This window comes from Bradyrhizobium sp. 956_D2_N1_4 (assembly GCF_052076025.1).
GTDB classification, from domain to species: domain Bacteria; phylum Pseudomonadota; class Alphaproteobacteria; order Rhizobiales; family Xanthobacteraceae; genus Bradyrhizobium; species Bradyrhizobium barranii.
Window position 1 is genome coordinate 3,714,711 of record NZ_CP197237.1, and the last position, 23,016, is coordinate 3,737,726.

24 protein-coding genes are annotated in these 23,016 nt (G+C 63.9%); 6 read left to right on the forward strand and 18 right to left on the reverse strand.

Annotated features, from left to right (window positions below; all coding sequences use genetic code 11):
* Positions 1–14 precede the first annotated feature (14 nt).
* The 8 genes from AB7535_RS17405 to AB7535_RS17440 form a co-directional block, all read right to left on the reverse strand.
* Positions 15–1,577, reverse strand: coding sequence for a copper resistance CopC/CopD family protein (locus tag AB7535_RS17405; protein ID WP_135213834.1), 1,563 nt, complete (start codon positions 1,575–1,577; stop codon positions 15–17).
* On the reverse strand, positions 1,577–2,095 hold the full coding sequence (locus tag AB7535_RS17410; RefSeq protein WP_135213835.1) for a YcnI family copper-binding membrane protein: 519 nt from the start codon (positions 2,093–2,095) through the stop codon (positions 1,577–1,579). Before AB7535_RS17410 ends, AB7535_RS17405 begins: the two co-directional genes overlap by 1 nt.
* A 20-nt stretch (positions 2,096–2,115) precedes the next feature.
* Positions 2,116–2,550 (reverse strand): hypothetical protein, encoded by a 435-nt coding sequence (locus AB7535_RS17415; RefSeq protein ID WP_071913414.1) that lies wholly within the window; start codon positions 2,548–2,550, stop codon positions 2,116–2,118.
* Entirely contained in the window at positions 2,550–3,071 is a 522-nt protein-coding gene (locus AB7535_RS17420; RefSeq protein WP_135213836.1) for a copper chaperone PCu(A)C, read from the reverse strand. The genes AB7535_RS17415 and AB7535_RS17420 overlap by 1 nt, the downstream gene beginning before the upstream one ends.
* A gap of 28 nt (positions 3,072–3,099) precedes the next feature.
* Positions 3,100–3,597: a TlpA family protein disulfide reductase gene (locus tag AB7535_RS17425; protein WP_135213837.1), complete on the reverse strand. Its 498-nt coding sequence runs from the start codon at positions 3,595–3,597 to the stop codon at positions 3,100–3,102.
* A complete protein-coding gene (locus tag AB7535_RS17430; protein WP_135213838.1) occupies positions 3,594–4,805 on the reverse strand; it encodes a sialidase family protein in 1,212 nt (403 codons plus the stop codon). Before AB7535_RS17430 ends, AB7535_RS17425 begins: the two co-directional genes overlap by 4 nt.
* Before the next feature lie 26 nt (positions 4,806–4,831).
* A complete protein-coding gene (locus AB7535_RS17435; RefSeq protein WP_439036699.1) occupies positions 4,832–7,237 on the reverse strand; it encodes a TonB-dependent receptor domain-containing protein in 2,406 nt (801 codons plus the stop codon).
* Positions 7,238–7,321: 84 nt separating this feature from the next.
* The gene (locus AB7535_RS17440) at positions 7,322–7,696 is read right to left on the reverse strand and encodes a DUF2946 domain-containing protein (protein WP_175618088.1); all 375 of its coding nucleotides are present in this window, start codon (positions 7,694–7,696) and stop codon (positions 7,322–7,324) included.
* Between the two features lie 497 nt (positions 7,697–8,193).
* Here AB7535_RS17440 and AB7535_RS17445 point away from each other — a divergent pair, with 497 nt between their 5' ends.
* From AB7535_RS17445 to AB7535_RS17460, 4 genes are all read left to right on the forward strand, one after another.
* Positions 8,194–8,598 carry a globin gene (locus tag AB7535_RS17445; protein WP_166096975.1) on the forward strand — a complete coding sequence of 135 codons (405 nt, stop codon included), beginning with the start codon at positions 8,194–8,196 and terminating at the stop codon, positions 8,596–8,598.
* A 139-nt stretch (positions 8,599–8,737) separates the two neighbouring features.
* The gene (locus tag AB7535_RS17450; RefSeq protein ID WP_135213841.1) at positions 8,738–9,760 is read left to right on the forward strand and encodes a sugar ABC transporter substrate-binding protein; all 1,023 of its coding nucleotides are present in this window, start codon (positions 8,738–8,740) and stop codon (positions 9,758–9,760) included.
* A 6-nt stretch (positions 9,761–9,766) separates the two neighbouring features.
* The gene (locus tag AB7535_RS17455; RefSeq protein WP_135213842.1) at positions 9,767–11,269 is read left to right on the forward strand and encodes a sugar ABC transporter ATP-binding protein; all 1,503 of its coding nucleotides are present in this window, start codon (positions 9,767–9,769) and stop codon (positions 11,267–11,269) included.
* Positions 11,270–11,281: 12 nt separating this feature from the next.
* Positions 11,282–12,310 carry an ABC transporter permease gene (locus tag AB7535_RS17460; RefSeq protein WP_135213843.1) on the forward strand — a complete coding sequence of 343 codons (1,029 nt, stop codon included), beginning with the start codon at positions 11,282–11,284 and terminating at the stop codon, positions 12,308–12,310.
* Positions 12,311–12,559: 249 nt separating this feature from the next.
* Here AB7535_RS17460 and AB7535_RS17465 read toward each other — a convergent pair whose 3' ends face one another.
* From AB7535_RS17465 to AB7535_RS17480, 4 genes are all read right to left on the reverse strand, one after another.
* Positions 12,560–13,603 carry a medium chain dehydrogenase/reductase family protein gene (locus AB7535_RS17465; RefSeq protein WP_439036700.1) on the reverse strand — a complete coding sequence of 348 codons (1,044 nt, stop codon included), beginning with the start codon at positions 13,601–13,603 and terminating at the stop codon, positions 12,560–12,562.
* A gap of 196 nt (positions 13,604–13,799) precedes the next feature.
* Positions 13,800–14,504, reverse strand: coding sequence for an L-2-amino-thiazoline-4-carboxylic acid hydrolase (locus AB7535_RS17470; protein WP_439036701.1), 705 nt, complete (start codon positions 14,502–14,504; stop codon positions 13,800–13,802).
* 41 nt (positions 14,505–14,545) lie between these two features.
* On the reverse strand, positions 14,546–14,932 hold the full coding sequence (locus AB7535_RS17475; RefSeq protein ID WP_135213844.1) for a RidA family protein: 387 nt from the start codon (positions 14,930–14,932) through the stop codon (positions 14,546–14,548).
* Between the two features lies 1 nt (position 14,933).
* The gene (locus AB7535_RS17480) at positions 14,934–15,911 is read right to left on the reverse strand and encodes a VOC family protein (RefSeq protein ID WP_244623056.1); all 978 of its coding nucleotides are present in this window, start codon (positions 15,909–15,911) and stop codon (positions 14,934–14,936) included.
* A gap of 20 nt (positions 15,912–15,931) precedes the next feature.
* On the opposite strand from AB7535_RS17480, the gene AB7535_RS17485 reads away from it, so the two are divergent.
* Positions 15,932–16,558, forward strand: coding sequence for a LysR family transcriptional regulator (locus AB7535_RS17485; RefSeq protein ID WP_135213845.1), 627 nt, complete (start codon positions 15,932–15,934; stop codon positions 16,556–16,558).
* A gap of 108 nt (positions 16,559–16,666) precedes the next feature.
* Here the strand turns inward: AB7535_RS17485 and AB7535_RS17490 are convergent, their stop codons facing one another.
* Positions 16,667–16,942 carry a hypothetical protein gene (locus AB7535_RS17490; protein WP_167767920.1) on the reverse strand — a complete coding sequence of 92 codons (276 nt, stop codon included), beginning with the start codon at positions 16,940–16,942 and terminating at the stop codon, positions 16,667–16,669.
* Positions 16,943–17,200: 258 nt separating this feature from the next.
* On the opposite strand from AB7535_RS17490, the gene AB7535_RS17495 reads away from it, so the two are divergent.
* Positions 17,201–17,707 (forward strand): methyltransferase family protein, encoded by a 507-nt coding sequence (locus AB7535_RS17495; protein ID WP_135217340.1) that lies wholly within the window; start codon positions 17,201–17,203, stop codon positions 17,705–17,707.
* A gap of 1,059 nt (positions 17,708–18,766) precedes the next feature.
* On the opposite strand, the gene AB7535_RS17500 is transcribed toward AB7535_RS17495, so the two are convergent.
* The 5 genes from AB7535_RS17500 to AB7535_RS17520 form a co-directional block, all read right to left on the reverse strand.
* Complete coding sequence (locus tag AB7535_RS17500; RefSeq protein ID WP_028149073.1) at positions 18,767–18,985, reverse strand: hypothetical protein; 219 nt, start codon at positions 18,983–18,985, stop codon at positions 18,767–18,769.
* A 207-nt stretch (positions 18,986–19,192) separates the two neighbouring features.
* Complete coding sequence (locus tag AB7535_RS17505; protein WP_135216795.1) at positions 19,193–20,245, reverse strand: ABC transporter ATP-binding protein; 1,053 nt, start codon at positions 20,243–20,245, stop codon at positions 19,193–19,195.
* On the reverse strand, positions 20,238–21,218 hold the full coding sequence (locus tag AB7535_RS17510) for an ABC transporter ATP-binding protein (protein WP_135216794.1): 981 nt from the start codon (positions 21,216–21,218) through the stop codon (positions 20,238–20,240). Before AB7535_RS17510 ends, AB7535_RS17505 begins: the two co-directional genes overlap by 8 nt.
* Positions 21,215–22,036: an ABC transporter permease gene (locus AB7535_RS17515; RefSeq protein ID WP_135216793.1), complete on the reverse strand. Its 822-nt coding sequence runs from the start codon at positions 22,034–22,036 to the stop codon at positions 21,215–21,217. Before AB7535_RS17515 ends, AB7535_RS17510 begins: the two co-directional genes overlap by 4 nt.
* Entirely contained in the window at positions 22,033–22,956 is a 924-nt protein-coding gene (locus tag AB7535_RS17520; RefSeq protein ID WP_063982990.1) for an ABC transporter permease, read from the reverse strand. The genes AB7535_RS17515 and AB7535_RS17520 overlap by 4 nt, the downstream gene beginning before the upstream one ends.
* Positions 22,957–23,016: the final 60 nt, after the last annotated feature.

Consider the following 23,016-nt stretch of genomic DNA (forward strand, 5'->3'; position numbering starts at 1 on the left):
TGCACCGGCACGCTTTAAGGTAGCCCCACATCGAGTTCGTCCTCCAGCGTGACCTTCTCGAAATCGGTCACCAGGGCGTCGATCCGCACATGCCAGCGACCGGCGAAGGGAAGCTCGACCTTGCGCACATGCCAGTAGCCGTCCGGCTCGAGCGAGGCGCCCCGCTCCATCGGCTCGATGCCGCGCTCCGGCAGGCTCAGGGTCAGCGTCACCTCCTTCGCGATCAGCGGCGTGGCCTCGCCGGTCATGAGCTGGAGCACAAAATCGTCGACGCCGGGTTTCCCAGGAGACACCAGAACCTGGAACATCGCCTTGTCGCTGTGGACGTGGATCGCCAAAGGCGTCTCGGGAATGATCGTCCGCGGCGGCGGGGTGAAGCGCCAGCCGGCGACGACGGCAAGGATGGCGAGTGCGATCGCGCCTTCCAGCAGGATCGAGCGCTTGAGCGCGGGCGTCCCATTCCCGTCCCGGGCCAGGGCCGGTGTCAGCCTGAACCGATTGAGCGCGGCGAGCGCCAGCAATCCCGTGACCAATGCAAGCTTGATCGAGAGGATGAGTCCGTAGCGGGTCTCGACCAGCGCGACCGGCTTTTCGAGCTGAACGATCGCGAGTGCGAGGCCGGTCAAGGCCAGCACGCCGACCGCCAGCGCAGCGATGCGGGAAAAGCGGTTCACGACGGGAAGCGTCGCAGTCGTCGGACTCGACACCAGCGCGACCAGCGGCGCGAGAGCACCGATCCAGATGGTGACGCCGAGGCCGTGGAGAAAGATCGCCGGCCGGGTCAACGCCTCCGGCGGGGCCGTTGCGGCGTGCCCGGTCATGGCAAGCGACAGACCGACGCCGACCAGCGCGATGATCGCAAGAGCGCGCGCATACCATGCGCTGCGCAGCGCAATCAACGCGAGCAGCATCGCGGCAATCGCAACCAGCAGCGCGGGGCCGGCGCTGGTCGCGAACGCGACTTTCCAGGGGGCGGCCGTCGCGAGAGCCGCTGGCGGCAGCCCGAGAAGATCCAGGCCTAACACCCCGAGAGAGACAGCGGCGCTCGGAATGCCGATGGCGAGCGCTACGCGTGGAACGGTCATGCCCGTCGTCGACCACGCAACCCAGCGCGCAAAGAACAAGCCTCCGACACCGACGAACAGCCCGAGATAAAGACCGACCCGCGCAAGCCAGATCAGCACGTTCAACCCGCGATCGGCATTGGCGGGAGGTTGCGTCCCCGTCGGCATGCCGATCGAGAAGATCACCGATCCCGCGACGGGATGGCCGTCCTGCGAGATCACGCGATAGCTGACGACCGCAGTGCCCTGCGGCAGGTCTGGCGGCATCGCGACCGAGATCGTTTCGCCAGACGCACTGACGCGCGCATCGTCCCTCGCCCTGCCGGCGCCGTCGATCAATTGGATTGCGCCCGGCGTTACCGCCTCGTTGAAGCGCAGCTCCACCGCCTTCGGCGCGCTCGCAAGCATGCTGCCGCTTGCGGGCTCGACTGCGACCAGCGCCGCATGTGCAGACGCGCCGGTCGTGAATCCGACAACGCAGAAGAGTGTTGCGAGCGCGGCGAGCAGGCGCATCAGGGCTTTGGCAGGAGCTTCACGCCGGGTGCCGGCGATTTGCCCTCATGCGAATGCCCTTCCCCGTCCGCCGGGATCTCGATCCAGCGGCTGACGCCGGTCTCGCACTCCTGGACGACAGGGAAATACAGCGTCGTGTTCGGCTTCAGGCTGTTGGTCAGGAAGCTGCTAATGACGAACTCGTCGTAATTGTGATCCGGCAGCTTGCCGCCGGACCAGGCCACCTCCTTGACGCCGGAGGCAAGCTTGTTGCCGTGATAGTCGTATTCATTGGCGTACTTGCCTTCGACGACGTCAACGCTCCAGCCCGCCTTTGGCATCGGCTTCACCGCGATCACGCCTTCCGGAATCTGCACCCTGATCTTCACCGTGGGCGAACCCGCGCAGCCGTGCGGCACGGCGAAGACGGCCTTGTAGTAGGAAGCAACCGTGGCCTGCTTGGTCTCGAGCGTGATATGCGCCGCAGCAGGCGACGCGGCCAGCGCGGCGATCAGGAACAGGCAGGATCTCTTCGACATGTTTGGTCCCTTCGACATCGTCACTTGATCAGGATCGGCGATTCCACACTGACATGATCGGCCTCGGAGATCGAAATTCCGAGACCCAGCATCCAGCGTCCGGGCGTCAATTGCGCGACCTTCACGTGCCAGCTGTCCTCGCCGTCGCGCGAAGCCTCGACCGGCGCGAGCTTCCGCCCGGACTGCGTGTCCACGAGCGTCACCGACACGGCTCTCGCCGCGAGCGGCGTCTCGTCCGTGGTTTCGAGCTGGATGGCGATCTCGACCGGGCCGGCGCGCCCCGGCGAGACCGTGACGTTGGCCATCGCCTTCTCGGTGTGCAGGTGCGTGAAGAAGCTGTCGTCGTCCGTCGCCGCCGCAAGCGGTGTCGCGGCAACCGACAGCAAGGCAGCCATCGCGAGCGCAAGGCCCGCGAAATTTCGAGGCGAGGTCATCGGAGACTTGATCTGTTTCATCACATCTTCATTCCCGAATGATCCGGCATTTTCTTCATCATGTGCCCGCCGTCGCCGGGCGCCTGCGCACCGACGCCCTGGACGTCGAGGGAGACGGCGACCTTGCCGGCCTTCTCGAACTCCAGCGTCACCGGTACCTTGTCACCCTGCTTGAACGGACCCTTCAGCTCCTGGAGCATCAGATGATTGCCGCCGGGCGCGAGCTTCACCGTCTTGCCGGCATCGATCACGAGCCCCTTGTCGAGCGGACGCATCTTCATCACACCGTTGTCCATCGCCATCTCATGAACCTCGGTCTTCCCCGCGATGTCGGCGGAAACGCTGACCAGCCTGTCCGCCGTTGTCCCCTTGTTCTCGATGGTGAGATAGCCGCCGGCGACCTTGGCGCCGCCCGGCGTCGCCCGGCTCCAGGCCTGCGAGATGACGAGATCGCCGGCCTTGACGTCCTCGGCCGCCGCTGGTGCTGCGCAGAGCGCGAGAGCGAACGCCGCGAGCAGCAGATCTTTGAACATGGTCTTCATATCGGTATTCCCGTTTGCAGATTGAATTTCAGTGTGTGGCGAGCTGTTGGCCCGACCATTTTTCGAGATCGGCCATCTCGGCCGAGCCTTCGATCGTCGTGATTGTCCCGTCCCGGGAGATGAGCATGGTCCGGGGAATGTCGCCCTGCCAGGTGGGGTCGATCTCGAACCTCAAACGCTCGACAAAACCGTCGTTGAAGATGAAGTTCTCGGTCGACGACAACCCCGCCTTGTCAAGCATCGACTGCGTTGCCGCCGGCAAGTTCGGCACGAGATCGGCGCTGATCGTGACCACGTCGATCCCGGGATGGTCCTTCGCAAACTGCCCGAGCAGCGGCAGCTCGACCTTGCAGGGCCCGCAGGTCACGCCCCAGAAATGCACGAGCGTCGGGCGGCCCGCATGCCCCCTAACGACGCCTTGCCAGGTGCCGCGCTCGAACGGTTTCAGGGCCGGCGCTGCTCCCAGCGTAGCCGTTGACGCGATCAGGAGACCCAGACCCAGAATGCCTGCAAATCGACGTCTCATGGCTGGTCCTCGATTGCTGTGAGCCGATAGCCGTCCGCCTTCGTCATCCATGACAAATAGACCTGTTGGCCATTGGAAACGAGCAAGGGATGATCGGATGTGTCGGTCGTGCTCGATATCGTCTTCGGCGGCGACCAGCTTTCGCCATCGTCGCGGGAAATCATCATCTGGACCGAGGTCTTCTCGCCGTCGAACTCCTTCCAGACCATCACCGTTCCCACAGCACTTGCGAGCACGTAAGGACGCGTCGGATTGCGGCCCGGCTGCCCCAGCGCCATGGGTGCAGAGAAGGTGCGGCCTTCGTCGCGCGAGTGGGCGTAGAACAGTCCCTTGCGCGCCTTGCCGTTCGTGTACCAGGCGACGTGATAGGTCCCGTTCGGCGCAACGGTGAGGCTCGGTCCGTGATGCGGGCAGGCGTTGATCTGCCAGTCGTCATTGCTGACCCGATGGATTTCCCCCGGAGTCGAGACGTCGGCGAAGGTCATGACCGCGTGATCGCGCACGCCGCCCTCGAAGATATTTCTGAAGATCACGGCCGGCCGCCCGCGCGCCGCGAATGTCAGCCCCAACCGGCAGCATTCGCAAGTGTTGTCACGCGCAAGCTTCGCCTCCGCGTAGGTGGCGCCGCCATCGCGCGACGAGGCGAAGAACAGCCCCGCTCCCTCGTACCTCCGTCCCGCCTCCTTCGCGGGAACGCGATTGCGCTTGTCCAGCCATGCCGCAAAGACCGTTCCGTCCTGATCGAGCGCCAGCGCCTCAAAGCGCTGGCTCTCATTGTTGGCGGTGATGGGCCTCAGCTCCGCAAAGCTCTTCCCGCCGTCGCTGGATCGCGTGTAGAGCACCTGTCCGTTGAAGGCCTCATCCCTGAAGATCGAAAATGCGAGCGCGATGCCGCCCTTGCGGTCGACCACGATCTTAGGCCGCGCATCCGGTCCCCAATCAAGGTTCAGCCGCTTCGTCGTGACCTGGGTGGGCGCCGAGAAACTGCGCCCCGCATCCGGCGAACTCGCAACCGACACCTGCCCGCCCGCCATCCAGGCCAGCCACAGCGTTCCGTCCGGTCCGAATGCGGGCGTCACCTTGGTTGCGCAGCGCAGCGTCGGCTCCTCGCACGCCGCTTCGGAGGCATGTTGGCCGTGCATCTGCGCGAGCGCCGCCCCTTGCAGGAATGCAAGAGCGACTATCCCAAGCAAGCCACTTCGGACCATGGCCCTATTCCCTTCGAGAGCCCGGATCATCTGAATGCCACCTTCACACCCGCAACGAACAGGCGCGGCGAGCCCGCGTAGATCGATCCCGTCGTGTTTGCGAGCACGCTCGCAGGATTTTGAAGGCCGGCCGCCGTCACCGTATTGGCGATGTTGTTTGCCGACGCGACGTAGGTGCGGTCGAAAACATTCCTGACTTCGAGGAACAGGTTCAGGGATCTGAAAGTGTCGGACACCAGATCGGTCTTGTAGTGGACGTTCAGATTGACCAGCTCATAACCCGGCGCCTTCAACAGATTTGCATTGTCCATGTAGAAGGAGTCCTTCCACTGGACCTCAACAAAGCCACCGAGACCTGCCAGTGGCCCCGCAAACTCGTCGTAGCCAACGCGGGCTGTCAGCTCGTTGGGCGAAATGCCGGGGATCTTGTTGCCGGCCCGGTTGAAGCTGAACACTGCGCCATTGGTGATGTTCTCGACATACTCGGTATAGACCTCGTCGAGGTAGGTGTACGCCGCCATGAACCTCCAGCCCGGATAGAACTTCCAATCGGCCGCAAGCTCGATGCCGCGATGCTCCGAGCGCGGCGCGTTGAACGTGTAGCTCGGGTTAGGTGAATTGACAGGTGTTGCCTGCGATACAAGTTCGTCGCGGAAGAACTCGTAGAAGCCCGTCGCGCTGACTTTGAGCGTGTTGTTCGGTGTCCAGTCGAAACCGAGGTCGTAGCCCAGATTTTTCTGAGCCTGGAGCTGGGTATTGTTGCCCGACAGCCCACTCGGCAGGACAAACAGGTTCGAAACCTGCGGAGTGCCGTACCCCGTAGCAACCCGCCCCCTGAGCACCCACTCGTTGTTCACCGTATAGAGCAACGCTAGTTCAGGCGCAGTGTTCTGGAATTGCCTGTCCGCGGTCGTCAGCGTCGTCGTGGTAATGCCAGTGGGGCCAGCGTACGCATACGCAGTGTTGATCCCCTTGAGAACGGTAGTTTCCCAGCCGATGCCTGCGACAGCCGTCAAGGATGTCGTCAGCTTGAGCTCTTCCCGCGCGCGAACGCCGTAATTGGTCGTCTGGCTATAAAGATTGCTCGACAGACTGCCGAGTGTGGCATTGCCCCCCGGCATGACGTTCCGCGTGTCGCTCGAGGCCGTCAGGGTGTTGTAGAAGGCACCGAAGAACGTGGTCGATTCCAGGCCGAGAATCTCGCCCCGCTTGGTGACGTCGCTCATGAAATTGTACGAGGGAAAATCTCCGATCGCGCTGGTCGTGCCGGTCGGCTGATTGATGTTCCTGTCGTCGAACACGAACTGGTTGCGCCAGGTCGTGGTGTTGTCGAAATCGTGCTCCCAGCGGCCGCCGACGATGGTGCGGCGGTCGTTGCGGCCAAGCCCGGCCTGCACGGCCGTCTCCTTGTCGGTTCCAGCGGTTGCATTGAAGCCGTTGTTGAACAGTGTGACCGTGCCGCATCCGGGCGCGGCCGCGACGCCGGTCGCGCAGCCCTGCTGGAAGGGATTTTGATAGTACTGGTTCAGCGACTGCCGGATCGGCAGCCGCGCGCTGAGGTCGTTGTTGATGATCTTGACCGTGAAACGATCGTCCGGCGTCGCCTTGAGTGTGCCGAGGAAGTTGACGGTCTGCGTATTGAACCAGCTATTGCCGATATAGCCGTCGCCTCGCGTGTCGCTTGCGAACAGCGAGCCCTCGAAGTTCCCGACCTTTTTGCCGGCCGCGAGATAATTGTTGAGATAGCCGTAGCTGCCGCCATCGACGCCATATTCGGCGCCATCGATCGAGCCGCCCGGGCGGGTGCGGAAATTGAGCGCGCCGCCGGTGGCATAGTTGCCGTAGAGCGCCGACGACGGGCCGCGGATCACATCGATCGCACTGTAGGCCCGCGGATCGATCAGGTCACTGCGCGACAGGCCGTCCGGCTGCGTCACCGGAAAACCGTCGTCGAAGATCACGAGATTGCGGATGCCGAAGCCATTGCGGGCGTTGGAGCCGCGGATCGAGATGCCGATATCGCGGGGTCCGTTGCCCTGCTTCACCGATATGCCGGGGCTCTCGCGCAGCACGTCGGCCACGGTAACCGCCGGCCGGTTGTCGAACTGGCTGCGATAGATGGTCGTCTCGGTCTGGCCGGTTGGCGCCTGATTGAGACCGGCTCGCGCAGCGCTGGCCGTCACGGCCCGGTTTGGGGCCGACGCGCCGACGCTCGCACTCGGCGTAACGGGCCTCGCTGCGCGGCCGGCCGAAGCGGATCGCGGCCGCGAAGGCCGGGTGACTGGTTTGGCACGGCCAGTCTGCGGCGCCTCAACGGTAACCGCCGGCAGCTCCGAGTTGGTGCTTTGGGCAAAGACTCCGCTCGACGACGCAAGCAGCGCGGCCTGGACCGCGACGACGCTCACGCCACGGCGGGCATGACAACGTAACATGGGGCATTCCTGACGCCGGCTTTCTCTCCGGCCCTTCGACAGCATCGATCGCCAGCGGACGGACCGCGGCAATCACGGGGGTCGTCAGGAAAATTGAGGTGGTGCGCGCGCCTGGGCGCTTGTGCCCTTATGGATCGCGACGGCGGATACATCCGCCGCATGCCACACCACGCGCGCGGCGTGGCGGAAGGGAATGGCGAGCGCAACGTGCGGCGGCGAATCGAGCGATGCGCCTGCCTGCGCCAGGCAGCACAGCGCGCACGCGGCGCCATGTGCGGTCGGCGCGCCGGTCTGGTCGTCCAGACCGCCCTGCTCGCTGGCGCTGTGGCAGATGACGCCGGCAGACAACGGATCGGCCACGGCCTGGCCGGCCGCCAGACAGGCGGCAATCGGCGCCAGCACCTGCATCGCCAAAGCGAGCAGGACCAGGGGTAGGAATTTTTGCAGCCGTGCGCGCATCCGCCGAGCCATTCGTTCGCCTACGAACTAAACACCTCGCCGAGACCTGAGTCGAGGTCAGTTCCGCCGGCTTCTTGGCGCAGCGCAAATTTCTCGAAAACTGTGCTCCTGCCGCCCCACGGGATGGGACGTCCGGCATTTGAGGCAGTCCGGCAACCCGCCCCGTCCACAGATTTCTTATATTTGTCATACAGTTACGGGGTGAACAGCCCGATCATTTCGTCAGCTGCTCTAATTTTGAACAATCGTTGCCGAAAATGATGACAAGTGAGAAAAGTTGATCTAGCATCCCTCTTGCTCAGGCTGGCCGCGAGGTCGAAGTCTGGTGGTCCAAGTCTCGGGAGGAGCCCCTGGCGCGCAAAACGCAGCGTCGCCCCGTCAATCAAGAGCAAATCTTAGAATCGGGGATAATAGGGTCGACACAATTTTCGAGCGGGGCTAGGGCCCCGCTCTTTTTTTGCCCGCAAGGCTCTTTTGCCCGCATGGCTTCGATGCCGATGAGCGCTCCCTCTAATCCAATCGAAAACAGCTTCGAACTCGCGGCCTCGCGTTGCGCGGATCTCACGCCACTCGTCTACCAGCGGCTGTTCGAACAGCATCCCGAAACGCAGACCATGTTCCGCTCGCAGGGCAGCGAGCTGGTGATGGGATCGATGCTTGCGCTGACGATCGAGGCAATCCTCGACTTCGCCGGTGAGCGTCGGGGCCATTTCAGGCTGATCGCTTGCGAGGTCGCCTCGCACGATGGCTACGGCACCCCGCGCGACCTGTTCATCGCGTTCTTCGCCGTCATCAGGGATGCGCTGCGCGACCTGCTCGGCGACGAGTGGTCGCCGGAAATCGCGCAGGCCTGGGACCAGCTGCTCGTCGAGATCGACGCCTTCGCCACTATTCCGGCCTGACGCTTTGCGCTGCACCAACACGAGCTGCGGCGATCTCGCGATCGATTGCAGATTGAGTGGCAGGAACTCTTGTGAGAGACTTTCGGACATCGGTCGCGCAATCAATGACGCGCCGACGAAAATTTTATGGGAGCGAGCGATGTCCGGGACGAAAGATTTCTCGACGACGAGGCGCGATCTTCTTCAGGCGGCGGCGACCGCCGGCGCCGCGACTGCCCTTCTCGGCAGCATGGGCATAAACCCCGCCCTTGCAGCCGAGGTCGGACGATCCGAGAAGCCGCTGAAGGCGGCCTTCTCCAATGCGGGCCTCCAGGCCACCTGGTGCGCCCAGGGCAAGCAGGCGGCGGAATTCTGGGGCAAGCTGTTCAATGTCGAGGTGACCTGGTTCGATGGCCAGCTCGATGCGGTGAAGCAGCGCGCGGCGATCGACAACATGGCCTCGCAAAAGTGGGACTTCGTCGCGATCCAGGCCTTCGGTATCGGCACCCTCACCCAGCCCGTGCAGAAGATGATCGATGCCGGCACGCCGGTGATCGACATGGACACGCTGATCGCGCCGCTCGATCAGATCAACGTCCACTCTTTCCTCGCCCCCGACAACGAGTTCATGGGCGCCTCGGTGACGCAGGCGCTGTGCAACGCCATGGGCGGCAAAGGCAAGATCATCATGACGCAAGGCGCGCTCGGCCATACCGGCGCGCAAGGCCGGGCGAAGGGCTTCAACACCGTCGTCAAGCAGTTCCCGAACATCGAGGTGCTCGACACCCAACCCGCCGACTGGGACGTGTCGAAAACCGCGCGGCTGTGGGAAACCTATCTGACCAAATATCCGCAGATCGACGCGGCGTTCTTCCACAATGACGACATGGCGCTCGCCGCCGCCAACATCATGAAGGCGCGCAACCGCACCAACATCCTGATCGGCGGCGTCGATGCGATGCCACCGGCGATCCAGGCGGTGAGCGAAGGCCGCATGTACGCGACCGTGCGCAATCCGTCCTGCCGCATCCATGGCGGCGCGATCATCGCGGGCGTTTCCGCCGTGGTCGGCGGCGAGAAGAGCGGACAGGGCATTCCCAAGAACGTCGTCACCGACGGCCCGGTCGTGACCAAGGCCAACGCCGCCGGGATGCAGTGGATGCAGGATCACTTCCTGATCTGAGCCTCCATGCCTGAGGTTCGTTCGCCCATCCTGGAACTGCAAGGCATCACGAAGAGCTTCGGCGGCGTCGAGGCGCTTCGTGGTGTCGACTTCGCGCTCTCACCCGGCGAGATCCACGGTCTCGTCGGCGAGAACGGCGCCGGCAAAAGCACGCTGATGAAGATCATCGCCGGCGTGCACAGCGAATTCTCCGGCCGCTTCCTGATCGACGGGAAGGAGACGCATTTCCGCTCCGCCCGCGATGCGCACGCGGCCGGGATCGCCATGGTACATCAGGAGCTGAGCGTCGCACCCGATCTCACGGTCGCCGAGAACGTGTTCCTGGGCAATCAGCCGACCAACCGGTTCGGCCTCGTGCAATGGCGGCGCATGGCGCGCGAGGCCGGCGAGCAGCTCGCCCGCTTCGGCATCGACGTCGATCCGATGTCCAGGCTCGGCGACCTCCCGATCGGGCTCCAGCAGCTGATCGAGATCGCCCGGGTGCTGTTCTCCGGCGCCCGCATCATCATCCTGGACGAGCCGACCTCCGCCCTCTCCCCGCCCGAAGTCGAGCGGCTGTTCGCGACGCTGCGGCGGCTGCGCGAGGAAGGCACTGCAATCGTCTTCATCTCGCATTTCATCGAGGACATCCTGCTTGTGTCCGACACGGTGACCGTGTTCCGCAACGGCCGGAAGGTCGCCGAGACCGCGGCGGCTGCGACCAGCAAGGGCGCGCTGATCGAGGCCATGATCGGCCGCGGCGGCGAAGCGCTCGAGCACAGCTACACCGATGACCTCATGCTGCCACGGCCGAGCGACAGCTCCGTGGTCCTGAAGGTCGACCAATTGTCTCTGGCCCGCAGTCTGAAGGACATCTCCTTCGAGGCGCGCGCCGGCGAGGTGCTCGGCATCTACGGGTTCATGGGCTGCGGCCAGCAGGAGCTGTCGCGCATCCTGTTCGGCAAGCTGAAGCCGGACGGCGGCACGCTCGCCGTCGAGGGCAAGCCAAAAACCTTCGCCAGCACGGCGGCGGCCCGGCGCGCCGGCGTAGCTTTGGTGCCGGAGAGCCGGCGCGCCATGCTGTTTCACCAGGAGCCGGTCTACAAGAACATCTCGATCAGCATTCTCGACCGCATCTCGTCGCTGCTGCTCAAGCCGGCCCAGGAGCGCGACATCGCCAAGCGCCAGGTCGAGCAGCTGCAGATCAGGCCGCCTGTGGTCGGCCTCGATCTCGGTATGCTCTCCGGCGGCAATCAGCAGAAGGTCGCGCTGGCAAAATGGCTGACCTATCCGCCGAAGCTGCTGGTGCTGTGCGAGCCGACCCGCGGCATGGATGTCGGCGCCAAGAACGACGTCATCAACATCGTCCGCGATCTCCGCGCCAAGGGGCTTGCGGTCATCGTGCTGTCGACCGAGCCCGAAACGGTGCTGTCGCTGGCCGACCGCATCCTCGTGCTCAAGCGCGGCGCATTGGTGCGGGAATTCAAGAACGAGCCGGTCAGCAAGGACCGCCTGCTGGAAGCGGCGTGACGGAGAAGCACCATGGCGAGCAGTGAGACGGCTTTGGCGGCAGGTCAGCGGCCGCGCGGCGTTGCGCCCTTCCTGCGCTCGCAGATGCGCAACATCGCGCCGTTCCTCACCCTGATCTTCCTCTCCGCCTTCTTCGCCTTTGCCAGCCCCTCCTTCGCGACGTTGGACAATCTCGGCAACATCCTGACGCAGGTGTCGGTGACCGGCATCATCGCGGTCGGCCTCACCTTCGTGATCCTCTGCGCCGAGATCGACCTCTCGGTCGCCAGCATCGCCAACGTCACCGGCATCGCGGTCGCCTACTTCACGCTGCAGGAATCCTACGTCAACATCGCCAACATCCCCCTGCCCGGCGCGGTCGCGATCATCCTGTCGATCCTGCTCTGCGCGCTGCTCGGCCTCGTCAACGCGCTCGGCCTGACCGTGATCGGTATCCCCTCCTTCATCATGACGCTGGCGATGATGCAGATCGCGGCCGGCGTCTCGGCGCTGCTGGTGCGCGGCCAGATCGCCTACAAGGTGCCCGGCCTGATCACCACGCTCGGCTCGGGCTCGATCGGCGGCATCCCCTGGATCGTCATCGTCGCGGCCATCATGCTGCTTGGCGGCCATCTGGTGCTGACCTACACGCGCTTCGGCCGCTACGTCTACATGGTCGGCGGCAACCGCGAAGCGGCCGAATATTCCGGCCTCAACGTCAAGCTCATCCTCGGCGCCGTCATGGTGATCTCGGCGGTGTGCTCGGGCATCGGCGGCATGCTCGGCGTCGCCCATTTCGGCAGCGCGCAGCAGAACGAGTTCGACACTTATCTACTCGACTCCATCGCCGCCGTCGTCGTCGGCGGTACCAGCCTGTTCGGCGGCCGCGGCGGCATCGGCAACACCATCGTCGGGCTCTTCGTTCTCGGCGTCCTCAATAACGGCCTCGACCACGTCAACATCGACAGCTTCCTGAAGATCCTGATCCGCGGCCTGATCCTGCTGGCGGCGCTGGTCATCAACGTCTACGCGCAGCGGCTCAGGGAAAAAGCGGCGGAGTAGGCAGCCCTCAAAACAAAAACGCGAAAACAACCCCATGCACAGTACAAATCATTGAAGAATCCGGTTTCGATTGGCTTGAGTCTTTGTCGCAGAGAGGTTTGACACGTCGGGCAAAACAGGAGCACAACGTCGTCATGGCGCCGTGCCTTTAAGGCCGATGGGCTCAGGACCGCGACCCAAACTCCGTCATTGCGAGCGCAGCGAAGCAATCCAGGAATCTACCCGCGGATACATGTCTGGAGCGCCGTCTCAGGCGGCGCGCTGGTTGTGTCGCGACGAGAGGTCCGGGCACAGCACGAGCTTGCCCTCGAGGCCACCAGTCTCGAGGCGACGGTGAGCATCGGCGACCTCGTCGAAGGAGATCCGCTCGGCGATGCGCGGCCGGATGGCACCCGTGGCCAAAAGCCCGAACAGCCGCTCCAAGTCCTCCTTGAACCAGGTGGGATGTCGCGCCCGCATGGCATTTACCGAGTAGAACCGGGCCCGCTTGCCGCCGGGCAACAATCTCCACAGGTAAAGGCGCGCGATCTCCATCACGATAGGGAGCATGCGACGCTGCGCTTGCACGCTCGCCGAGAAACCGATGGCACAGAGCAGGCCGCCTGGCTTGAGCGCCGCGTATGAGCGGCGATAGCCGTCTTCGCCAACGCCGTCGACGATAACGTCGAACCCGCCCGGCAGGACCCGCGTGAAGTCCTCATGCTGGTAGTCGATCGGCGTTGCCCCTAGCTCTCGGACGAGCGCCATGTGCTCGCCGCGCGCGGTGCCCCACAGCTCGATGCCGGCCAGTCTCCCGAGCATGAGCAGCGCCTGGCCGACGGCGCCGGCGGCGCCGTGCACGAGCACGCGCTGGCCTCGCTGGACCCGGGCCGCGCGGTGCAGAAGCTGGTACGCGGTCGTCCAGCTCAAGATCAACGTGGCCGCCTCCGCCGCGTCTACGCCCTCCGGCACGCGGGCCACGTCGTTCGCCCGAAGCGTTCGATAGTCGGCGTTTGACCCGACCACCGTCATGTCGGCCACGCGGTCGCCAATCCGAAAGTCGTGCACGCCTTCACCGAGCTGGTCGATTGTCCCGACCACGTCGTAGCCCATTACGAACGGCGGCCGGAGGCTCATCGTTTGCGGGTATAGATGGCGCCTGATCAACACCTCGGTGTAGTTGAGGCTCGACGCAAGTACACGGACCCGCAGCTCGCCCCGGCTGGCGGTCGGCAAGGGAGCGTCGACCACCTCCAGCCTCTCGGGATCACCGAAGAGGCTGACTTGAACAACTCGATTGCGCGGCTCCATCATCGGCGATCTCCCTGCAATGTCGTGATCCAGCGCAAGGACGGGCACACTACCGCAACGACTTTGCATCGCCACGTCGGCAAGCACTGAGGATATGGCCGGCCTGAAGTTCTACCTTGATTTGGCTCAAGGCACGCGATGCGCAATTTGATCGCCACCGAGGCATAGCGGACTTTCGCGAGCCGTGAGCGCGGCCGATTTATGGGTTCACGGCCTCATCCGGCGGGAGCCGCGAGAAGCGGAAATTGCAGTGGCTCGCGCCGCCCGCCAATGTTTGTGTGCGCTCCAGGCGGATGCCGCGCGCTGCGTAGGCGACGAAATCGAGGCCGCAGATATTCGGCAGGATGTCCTTGTCCCCGTGGCGCGCTGCGAGCTTGCAGAAGCCGCAGGCCTTGTAGTTGATGCCGAATTCGAATCTGTCTTGCGGACCCGGCTCTACGAAATCGTAGACGAAGTCTTCCGGAAACTCTTCCTGATGAGCTTTTGCGACGCTCCTTGCCGCCTGCTCGCGCAGCAAGGCCTGGTTCTCCGGCGACATGAATTGCCGCCCCGAGGCGAGACGCTCCGCCTCGGGCGCAGTCAGCAATTGCGCCTTGTAGGTGTCTCGCTCGATCTCGCCAATCACAGGTACCGGCACGCCATGTCGGCGCAGCACCCGGCTGATGGCCATAAAACCCATGAGGCGCATGAAGAAATCGCTCATGCGGCTTGCCGCGCCGCCGACATAGGGCATCTGGGTGAGGACAATCTCGAATTCGTCCATCACCTCCCGCCTGATCCCGTCGATGTCGGTGAGATCAGTGCGCTCGCGCAGCATCGCTTCGGCAAGGTCGAGCCGCTCGCGCATGGCGGCCTCCATTGCGTTCCGATGCGTCTGGTAGAAGGGATGGATCATCTCAGCCATTGGACACCTGACGGCTCATTGCAAGGTTGGCGAAGCCGGCTTCATTCCGCGGCGATCGCCTCGATCTCCAGCAGCCATTTGCTGTCAACGGTCTCGACGACCACGACCGTCAGCGCCGGTCGATGCTCGCCGAGCGCCTTGCTGCGAATGGTGCGGTTGGTCACGACTTGAGTCCGGTCAGTCAGGAACGTGGTGACCTTGACCAGATGCTCGACGCCAAGCCCCGCGGCGGCGAGCACCTCGATCACGTTGCGCCAGGCCTGCGCGCATTGCGCCTCGAAACCTTCGGGCACGGTGCCGTCGGTTTTCTCGGGCACCTGGCCGCTGACGAACAACAGGCGGCGATGCTGCGTCAATTCAAGTCCCATGCTGTAACCGCCGGCGGGAGGATGGACCGTTGCGGGATTGTGGTTGACGATGTGAGCCATGTCAGTTTGCCTCCTGTTCGACGAATTCGAGCGCCAGACCATGCGCGGTGGCGGGTGGCACCAACAGCACGGCACCGGTCATCGCGAAGCCGACGCCGTTGTGTTTCAGTGTTCGCCCTGTCGCATCCAGATCAGCGACCGCCAGACGCGCCGCGCAAAAGCGCGGCGAAGCGCTGTTCGCGAGGCCCGGTAACCGGCGCGCCAGCTCGGACGGGCCAAGCAAGGTGATATGATTGCCGCGCTCACCAATCGTCAGCCGCCCCGGCGCAAGCTCGGCCGTGCCTTCCGTGAGGCGCTCGAGGAAATCGCGATGCGCCGCCGGCTCCGCCGCCGACATCACCACCTCGACCACGCGGAGCGCGCCGTTGGGATGACGCTGATACTGCGCCTTCCAGAACAGTTCCGGCGGGTGACGCTGCTGGCAGGTGAAGAACGCGATCCCGGGCATGGCGGGATCGGTGGCAAAGGCCAGCGAAAACGCGACGCGCGCCGTGCCTCCGCCCGGGAGCACCGCGTCGCGGCCGAAATCGAACGGCGCATAGTCGCCGATGCGGTCGGCCCTAAAACGCACTGCATCGGCATGGGCGTCGGTGCTGTGCAAGACCAGCATCGACATTCCCTCGGCGGTCGCAAGAAAATCGCGGTTGTGGGCCGCGAAGCTGAAATGGCCCGGCGTGGCTGGCGGCACCAACGCATTGTCGGTGACGGCCAGCAACTCCAGAAAATTGTCGGCGAACTGCGCCAGGCGGTTGCTGGTTCCGAACGGATGCACACCGGTCGGCGTGAGGTTGAAGCCGAGCCGCTGCCAATCCAGCGCGGCCTGTTCCAGATCGCGGACGCAAATGACGAGATGATCTAAACGACGGGGCATGGGGGGTCTCCGGATTGCGGGCCGACCGTATCCGGCGATGACGGCGCCGATCAAAGCATTGTTGCTGCGGTTCAGCGCAAGAAAATCTATTGCAAGGCCAAGGCCCATCGGTGTCAAACTGCGGTGCGATGACCTACGCCCTTCCCCCGCTCAACGCGCTCCGCGCTTTTGAGGCCGCCGCCCGGCATCTCAGCTTCAAGCTGGCCGCGCACGAGCTGCACGTGACACCTGCCGCCGTGGGACAGCAGGTGAAGGCGCTGGAGGCACGCCTCGGCGTGCAGCTGTTCGAGCGGCTGCATAAGCAGCTCATTCTCACCGCGGCCGGTCAGGCCTATCTGCCCGGGGTCTCCGAAGGTTTTCGCCACATTGCGGAGGCGACCTCGCAATTGAAGCCGGCGGGCGCGGTGCTGCTGCAGTTGGGGGTCCATGGCAGCTTCGACCTGCGCCGGCTCGAATTGGCGGAGTTTCGCAGCGCGCATGCGGAGATCGGTTTGCGGGTGCTGCAGCCGGCCGGCCTGCACGAGTTGGTCGAGGGCAAGGTCGAGCTGCTGATCGCCCGCGGTCTCGGCCGCTATCCGGGCTATCGCTGCGACCGGGTCAATGAGGGATCAGGCCTCGGTGATTGGCTGATCGCGCCTGAAGGCACCGCGGATTGCCCCGAGATCGTCAGCTTCCGCGACTGGCTGCGCGCCCTGCCAGCCGAGAACCCGCTCGCAAACCGCCGCCCGCGTCTGGTCGGCATCAGCGGAAGCTAAGGCGACCGTGAGGCATGGCTTGAGCCCTCGCCGCTAGGACGTTTGAGACGTCGGGCAAAACACCGGCACAAGTCCATCATGGCGCTGGTCCCGTAGAGACCACCGAGCTCACGGCAGCGGTTCGACCTTCGCCGCCATATCGGGAACCCGCGTGATCTTATACATGGCGTTGCTGCATCTAAGAACCCAAACGTCGCGATCAGGTCGAGACGCCTTCGTGTTCTTCTTTGCGCCGAGTGGCTTTTCGCAAGTGAAGCCTTGCGTGCGTATCTGGGCCGCAAGCATTCCCTGAACGGTTTCGGCCGGAATCTGCTGCGCCCGCACTTGCGGAGCAAATAGAATAAAAACGAAGGCAAGTAGTAATGATCCAGATGCTCTGTGCATGATTTCAACCCTTGAAGCAGCCGCCCCGCAAGTTCGAACATCGCACTATAGCAGAAACACCGGTGTTGTCCGCGCCGGGCCTTCCGCGCCGTAGCGCGCTAGCTGCACTCATTGTCAGGACAACGAGCGCGGATTGGTAGCAATTTGCCCGAAAGCAGACCTATTGTGCTCAGTTCAAGCTTTGTCGTTCATGACCCAAGGCGGACCTGACGCGCTCCCGGTGCGGTGTGTTAAAATAGCAGGGAACGGATCGTGTCTATGCCAAGAACTGCTGCTGTCATCGGCACCGCCATCTTCTTCGTGTTCGCGCCCTGCGTGGTGGCTGGGGTGGTCCCGTGGTGGATTTCACGCTGGGAGTTCAGGTTGCCGTTTCTCGGCGTCGAGCTCACGCGCTTCGTCGGCGCCGCGCTAATTCTTGCCGGCTTAGCCGGGCTCGTGGATTCATTCGCGCGTTTCGCACTGCAGGGGCTCGGCACGCCGGCGCCGATCGCCCCGACCCAACATCTCGTCGTTACCGGCCTCTATCGCTATGTGCGCAATCCAATCTACGTGGCGGTCGCCGCCGTCATTTTCGGCCAGGCGCTCCTGTTCGGCGATTGGGGGCTGTTCGCCTACGGCGCAGTCGTCTGGCTCGCCTTCCACCTTTTTGTCGTGGGCTACGAAGAGCCGACGCTAAAAAGGTCATTCGGCGCGGAATACGAAGCGTTCTGCATCAATGTGCCGCGTTGGATCCCGCGCCTAACTGCGTGGCGAGGCGGTCGGTAGCTGCCGTAGCGCATGACCTCGGCGCTGATTTTTGATGAGCTTCTCGAAGGCTCCTCAACAAAGTTTGTCTGCAATTGGGCCCATCAGCGAAGTGGCGGCACGCCTCATTGAGGTCCGATCAAATAGGGCATAGCGGACTGAATTTGCTCAGGTTGAGTTTTTCGTAGTTTGACCCAGAGCGGTCATCAGCCGCCGTATTCGGGCGAAGTTGATATAGATCAACCTTGATGATGTGCATAGTCGATACCGCAAAATGTTGCTTGCAGTCTCTTCGGTAGGAATGAGCCGCAAAGGATAGTCAGTCGTTCAATCATTGACACATAAGGAGACGCGCAAATGAGGAAGCTTGCTTCGGTAGGATTGATCGCCGCGGCCATGTTCGCTAGTCCGGCCATGGCCGCGTGGTACGACCAAAACGGCGCAGCCGTCCATCCGTCCCGCGTTGTTCACTGCATCCGGGCGCCAGACGTTGGCAGTTTTGCCGGAGGGCCGTTCAATAAGCCTCCCTGCGAACCGGCAAGCTGGCGTAGGTCGGCGTGGCGCGACAAAACCGGTGCAGTCGTCCCCACCTCTAACGTCGTTCACTGTGTCCGGGCTCCAGACGTTGGCAGTTATGCCGGAGGTCCGTTTAATAAGCCTCCCTGCGAACCGGCAACCTGGCGCTGAGGCGAGCGGCAAGATGCCGCCAACGTTCCCTGCGAAGCGAACGTTCGATGTCGGGACGGTTGGTTGACGCTGCGCGCTGGTGCCAAAATCACAGAGCGTAGACAAGTAGACAAAGAGAGCAACTGGCCGCCTGCGAGTGGCCAGTTCTCGCTTTACATCCGCGTCCACTGGGCGAGAGCAATATCCTCGATGGTCAGTGGAGACCGCCGTTTGTCAAGCGAATACAATCGAGCAGTTAACTACGGCGTCCGCAACGCGGTTCCGAGATGCGAACGGACGATATATCGAACGTCGGTTGTTGGCCCTTAACGGACCTATGGACGCTGTCGTGGATTTGTCTGCTGCTGACCCAGCTGAGACATCGGCGCGGGGCCTCTGTCCCGCGTTTTGTGTTTAGGACCACGGCGGCTCTTCGCTCTTCCCGACCGCCTCGTGGTGGGTCGTGACACCCGCCGAACGCAAGCCGGTCAGCAATACGGTTCTCACAGAGGCCGGATCGAATCCAATATCCTTGGCGTTTGGTGGATGTGCTTCGCTGCCCTTCAACCGGAGCGCCAAGTGCAATTGCTCGCAAAGGTGCCGAACGACGAGATTGACCTGATCGTCAGTCATGATCTGCCTTTCCTGCTACATTTTGCTACCCAACCATGTAGCACACATGAAAATAGGGCGGTACGCGATTGGACCGCGCCAAGGATCAACCCCAGGCGATTGCCCATGGGCGGATCCCAAAAATCGTCCGCCTGTCAGGACAAACCGGACGTGGCTAGCGGGCCGCTGGAGCGACGCTTTTGACCGCGACGGACGCGCCTTCCATCCCTAGGGATGCCCGCCCTCGGTCGAAGCCAATTGCGTCTGCCCCGCAATCTCGTCAGCCCGCCAGCACCTCACCTCATGTCCATCGGCGCGCGTTTCCAGCACCGGACCGGGCTCGTGGCGACACACGGCCTCCGCGTACCGGCAACGCGGGCTGAAGGCGCATCCGTTCGGCGGATTGAGCGGATTGGGAAGGTCGCCCCCCGTCGTTGCTAGCGGCGCATGACGCAGCGGATCGGGGATGGCGGCGATCAGGGCCTGCGTGTAGGGGTGCGCCGGCCGTTCGAAGATTTCGCGCCAGTGGCCATTCTCGACGATCCGGCCGAGATACATGACGGCGACGCGGTCGCTCATGTGCTCGACGACGCCGAGGTCGTGGCTGATCATGATGTAGGAAAGACCGAGCGTGTCCTTCAATTCCAGCAGCAGGTTAATGATCTGGGCGCGGATCGAGACGTCGAGCGCCGATACCGGCTCGTCGCAGATGACGATCCTGGGATTGAGGATCAGGGCGCGCGCAATCCCGATGCGCTGGCGCTGGCCGCCGGAGAATTCATGCGGATAGCGGTCGGCCTGTTCCGGCCGCAGGCCGACATGCCGCAGCATCGTCGCAACGCGGTCCTCGATCTCGCTTTTTGCGGTCACACCATGCACACGCAGGGGATCTTCCAGCGTGCGGCGGACGGTCTGGCGTGGGTTGAGCGAGGCGTAGGGATCCTGAAAGACGATCTGCACGGTGCGGGCAAGCGACTTTCGGTCGCCGGATTGCCTGTTCGTCACCACCTGCCCGTCCAGCACGATGCGACCGCGCGTCGGCGTCAACAGACCCAGGATCGACAATGCGACCGTCGACTTGCCCGAGCCGGACTCGCCGACAAGGCCGAGGCATTCGCCTCGTCTCAGCCTGAGATCGACTCCGTCGACGGCACGGAGCACCCGCCGGCCGCGGCCGAGCCAGCCGCCCCCCATCGGAAAATGAACCGCGAGATCCTCGATGCTGAGAATGAGGTCGTCGTCCGGCCTCGCTTCCCCCTGCATGGCTTGCGGCTCATGCATGGTGGTAACACCGGACGAAACCGCCGGCCTCCAGCAAATCCGTCTGCGGCGCAACCGTGCGGCAGATCTCGGTGGCCTGCGTACAGCGCGGATTGAACCGGCAGCCATCCGGGAAATTCGTGATGGCTGGAACCACGCCCGCGATCTCCTTGAGCCTGGTGCGGCCAAGCGCGGCCCGACTGCCCAGCCGCGGCAGCGAGGCGACCAGGCCCTGCGTATAGGGATGCGAAGGCGCCCGGAAAATATCGGCGGAGCCGCGCTCCTCGACGATGCGGCCGGCATACATGACGGCGACACGGCGGCAGACATTGGCCACGAGGCCGAGATCGTGGCTGATCATCAGGATCGCCGTCCCCCTCTCGGCGCACAGATTGCGCATCAGCTCGATGATTTCGGCCTGCACGGTCACGTCGAGCGCGGTGGTCGGTTCGTCGGCGATCAGGAGGTCCGGACCGCATGCGAGGGCGATGGCGATCATGACGCGCTGACGCATGCCGCCGGACAGCTGGTGCGGGTAATCGTTGACGCGCCGCTCCGGTGCGGGGACGCGGACGCTCGCCAGCGCCTCGACCGCGAGCTGGTTGGCTTCCCGCCAGCTCTTGCCCTTGTGCAGCACGAACATCTCGGCGATCTGCCGCCCCACCGGCGAGACCGGGTTCAGCGCCGTCATCGGCTCCTGGAAGATCATGGCGATGCGATTGCCGCGCAGCTCCCGCTGCCTGGCCGCGGAAAGGTGCTGGATCTCCCGTCCCTCAAACCGGATGACGCCGCCGCCGATGGACAACGGCTGCCGCAACAGGCCGATCAAGGCGAGCGCCGTGATGCTCTTGCCGCAGCCGGATTCGCCGACCAGCCCGAATGTCTCGCCGCGATCGATCCGGAATGAAATGCCCTCGGCCGCCGCAACGCGCCTTGCTCCGTCGTCGAGATCGATGCGCAAATCCTCGACTTCAATCAGCGGCGCGCCGGTCATGTCCGCCGGCTCCGCGACTGGGGATCGAGAATGTCACGCAGGCCGTCGCCGAGCAGGTTCAGGCCGAGCACCGTCAGGAAGATGGCAAGGCCCGGAAACACCGAGAGCCACGGCGCCGTCGTGATCTGGTCGCGGGCGTCCGACAACATGCTGCCCCAGCTCGGAAAGGGCGGGCGGACGCCGAGGCCGAGGAACGACAATGCGGCTTCCGACAGGACCGCGCTGCCCATGCCCAGCGTGCCGATGACGACGATGGGGCCGAGCATGTTCGGCAGCAGCTGCGTGATCATGATCCGCAGATCGCCGTAGCCGAGCACGGTTGCCGCCTGGACATAGCCCTGGCTCCGGAGCGACAGCGCCGACGCGCGGGCGATCCGGCACGTGAAGGACCAGTTGGTCAGGCCGAGCGCGATCAGCAGGCTCGTGAGGCCGGGGCCAAGCACCGCCATGATGGCGAGCGCGAAGATCAGCGAGGGGATCGCGAGCATCAGATTGGTCAGGCCGTTGACGAAATCGTCCCACCAGCCGCCCCAATAGCCCGCGCTCAAGCCGAGCGCGACGCCGATGACGCTGTTGATGAGCTGCGAGACGATGCCAACGGTCAGCGAGACGCGGGCGCCGTAGACGACGCGGGAATAGATGTCGCGGCCCTGGTCGTCGGTGCCGAACCACCAGGTCCAGCTCGGAGGCTCCTCCGCGTTCATGAGGTTAGCGTCGAGGACGGGATCGGTGTGCGCCAGCCAGGGCGCGAGCAGGCCGACCAGGATCGCAAGCGCGAACAGCGCGCCGCCGATGATGAGATTGGCGCGGAGCTTCATGCGTATCTGATCCTGGGATCGATCACGCCGTAGAGCACGTCGATCAGCAGATTGATCGCGAGAAAGGCCAGCACCACCACGAGAATGGAGCCTTGGACGGCGGGAATGTCACGCTGGAGCACGCTGTCGACCAGCAGCGAACCGATGCCCGGCCAGGAGAACAGTTTCTCGACCACGACCGCCTGCCCCATCAACCCGCCGAACTGAAGGCCGACGGTGGTGAGAATGATGACGAGCGCATTGCGCATCACATGCCACTTCACGACACGCGTCTCGCTCATGCCCTTCGAGCGCGCGGTGCGGACGAAATCAGCGGTCATGATCTCGAGGACCGCAGCGCGCGTCGTGCGGGCAAATAGCGCCATCGGCGAGACGCCAAGCGTCACGGCCGGCAGAAGCAGATATTTCAGCCCTCCATCGCCATAGCCGAAGCTCGGCAGCCAGCCGAGCTTCAACGCAAACAGATACATCAGCACCAATCCGAGCCAGAATTTGGCAATGGAAAGGCCCGACACCGCCAGCACCATGGCAAGCGTATCGACGATGCCCCCGGGTTTTAGCGCTGCGATGAAACCAAGGGGAACACCGATCAAAATCGCAAACGTCATGGCCGTGAAGATGAGCTGCAGCGTCGGCCAGGCCCGTTTGGCGATCATGGTCGTGACAGGCTCGCGGGTCCGGAACGAGGTGCCGAAGTCACCGGTCGCGAGCTTGGCGATGTAGGCGCCGAAACGCCAATAGAGGGGATCGTCGAGGCCGAGCTGCTTCTTCATGCGCAGCTCGACCTGGGGATCGCTGTCGTCGCTCATGCTCGAGACAATGCTGCCGGGAACGACGCTGAACAGCACGAAGACCAGCAGCACGACAGCGAGCACGGTCGGAATGGTTTGCAGAAGACGGCGGAGCAGGAACGAGAGCATCCAGGCTTTTCCTCTCTCCCCCCACCGCTCGTCGCGATGGAGGGAGCGCGAGAGCGCGTG

What these genes read in the sequence shown, in the direction of transcription:
- AB7535_RS17405 (WP_135213834.1), bottom strand. Translation starts at nt 1,577, where the DNA reads ATGCGCCTGCTCGCCGCGCTCGCAACACTCTTCTGCGTTGTCGGATTC.
- AB7535_RS17410 (WP_135213835.1), bottom strand. Translation starts at nt 2,095, where the DNA reads ATGTCGAAGAGATCCTGCCTGTTCCTGATCGCCGCGCTGGCCGCGTCG.
- AB7535_RS17415 (WP_071913414.1), bottom strand. Translation starts at nt 2,550, where the DNA reads ATGAAACAGATCAAGTCTCCGATGACCTCGCCTCGAAATTTCGCGGGC.
- AB7535_RS17420 (WP_135213836.1), bottom strand. Translation starts at nt 3,071, where the DNA reads ATGAAGACCATGTTCAAAGATCTGCTGCTCGCGGCGTTCGCTCTCGCG.
- AB7535_RS17425 (WP_135213837.1), bottom strand. Translation starts at nt 3,597, where the DNA reads ATGAGACGTCGATTTGCAGGCATTCTGGGTCTGGGTCTCCTGATCGCG.
- AB7535_RS17430 (WP_135213838.1), bottom strand. Translation starts at nt 4,805, where the DNA reads ATGGTCCGAAGTGGCTTGCTTGGGATAGTCGCTCTTGCATTCCTGCAA.
- AB7535_RS17435 (WP_439036699.1), bottom strand. Translation starts at nt 7,237, where the DNA reads ATGTTACGTTGTCATGCCCGCCGTGGCGTGAGCGTCGTCGCGGTCCAG.
- AB7535_RS17440 (WP_175618088.1), bottom strand. Translation starts at nt 7,696, where the DNA reads ATGCGCGCACGGCTGCAAAAATTCCTACCCCTGGTCCTGCTCGCTTTG.
- AB7535_RS17445 (WP_166096975.1), top strand. Translation starts at nt 8,194, where the DNA reads ATGAGCGCTCCCTCTAATCCAATCGAAAACAGCTTCGAACTCGCGGCC.
- AB7535_RS17450 (WP_135213841.1), top strand. Translation starts at nt 8,738, where the DNA reads ATGTCCGGGACGAAAGATTTCTCGACGACGAGGCGCGATCTTCTTCAG.
- AB7535_RS17455 (WP_135213842.1), top strand. Translation starts at nt 9,767, where the DNA reads ATGCCTGAGGTTCGTTCGCCCATCCTGGAACTGCAAGGCATCACGAAG.
- AB7535_RS17460 (WP_135213843.1), top strand. Translation starts at nt 11,282, where the DNA reads ATGGCGAGCAGTGAGACGGCTTTGGCGGCAGGTCAGCGGCCGCGCGGC.
- AB7535_RS17465 (WP_439036700.1), bottom strand. Translation starts at nt 13,603, where the DNA reads ATGATGGAGCCGCGCAATCGAGTTGTTCAAGTCAGCCTCTTCGGTGAT.
- AB7535_RS17470 (WP_439036701.1), bottom strand. Translation starts at nt 14,504, where the DNA reads ATGGCTGAGATGATCCATCCCTTCTACCAGACGCATCGGAACGCAATG.
- AB7535_RS17475 (WP_135213844.1), bottom strand. Translation starts at nt 14,932, where the DNA reads ATGGCTCACATCGTCAACCACAATCCCGCAACGGTCCATCCTCCCGCC.
- AB7535_RS17480 (WP_244623056.1), bottom strand. Translation starts at nt 15,911, where the DNA reads ATGGGCCTTGGCCTTGCAATAGATTTTCTTGCGCTGAACCGCAGCAAC.
- AB7535_RS17485 (WP_135213845.1), top strand. Translation starts at nt 15,932, where the DNA reads ATGACCTACGCCCTTCCCCCGCTCAACGCGCTCCGCGCTTTTGAGGCC.
- AB7535_RS17490 (WP_167767920.1), bottom strand. Translation starts at nt 16,942, where the DNA reads ATGCACAGAGCATCTGGATCATTACTACTTGCCTTCGTTTTTATTCTA.
- AB7535_RS17495 (WP_135217340.1), top strand. Translation starts at nt 17,201, where the DNA reads ATGCCAAGAACTGCTGCTGTCATCGGCACCGCCATCTTCTTCGTGTTC.
- AB7535_RS17500 (WP_028149073.1), bottom strand. Translation starts at nt 18,985, where the DNA reads ATGACTGACGATCAGGTCAATCTCGTCGTTCGGCACCTTTGCGAGCAA.
- AB7535_RS17505 (WP_135216795.1), bottom strand. Translation starts at nt 20,245, where the DNA reads ATGCATGAGCCGCAAGCCATGCAGGGGGAAGCGAGGCCGGACGACGAC.
- AB7535_RS17510 (WP_135216794.1), bottom strand. Translation starts at nt 21,218, where the DNA reads ATGACCGGCGCGCCGCTGATTGAAGTCGAGGATTTGCGCATCGATCTC.
- AB7535_RS17515 (WP_135216793.1), bottom strand. Translation starts at nt 22,036, where the DNA reads ATGAAGCTCCGCGCCAATCTCATCATCGGCGGCGCGCTGTTCGCGCTT.
- AB7535_RS17520 (WP_063982990.1), bottom strand. Translation starts at nt 22,956, where the DNA reads ATGCTCTCGTTCCTGCTCCGCCGTCTTCTGCAAACCATTCCGACCGTG.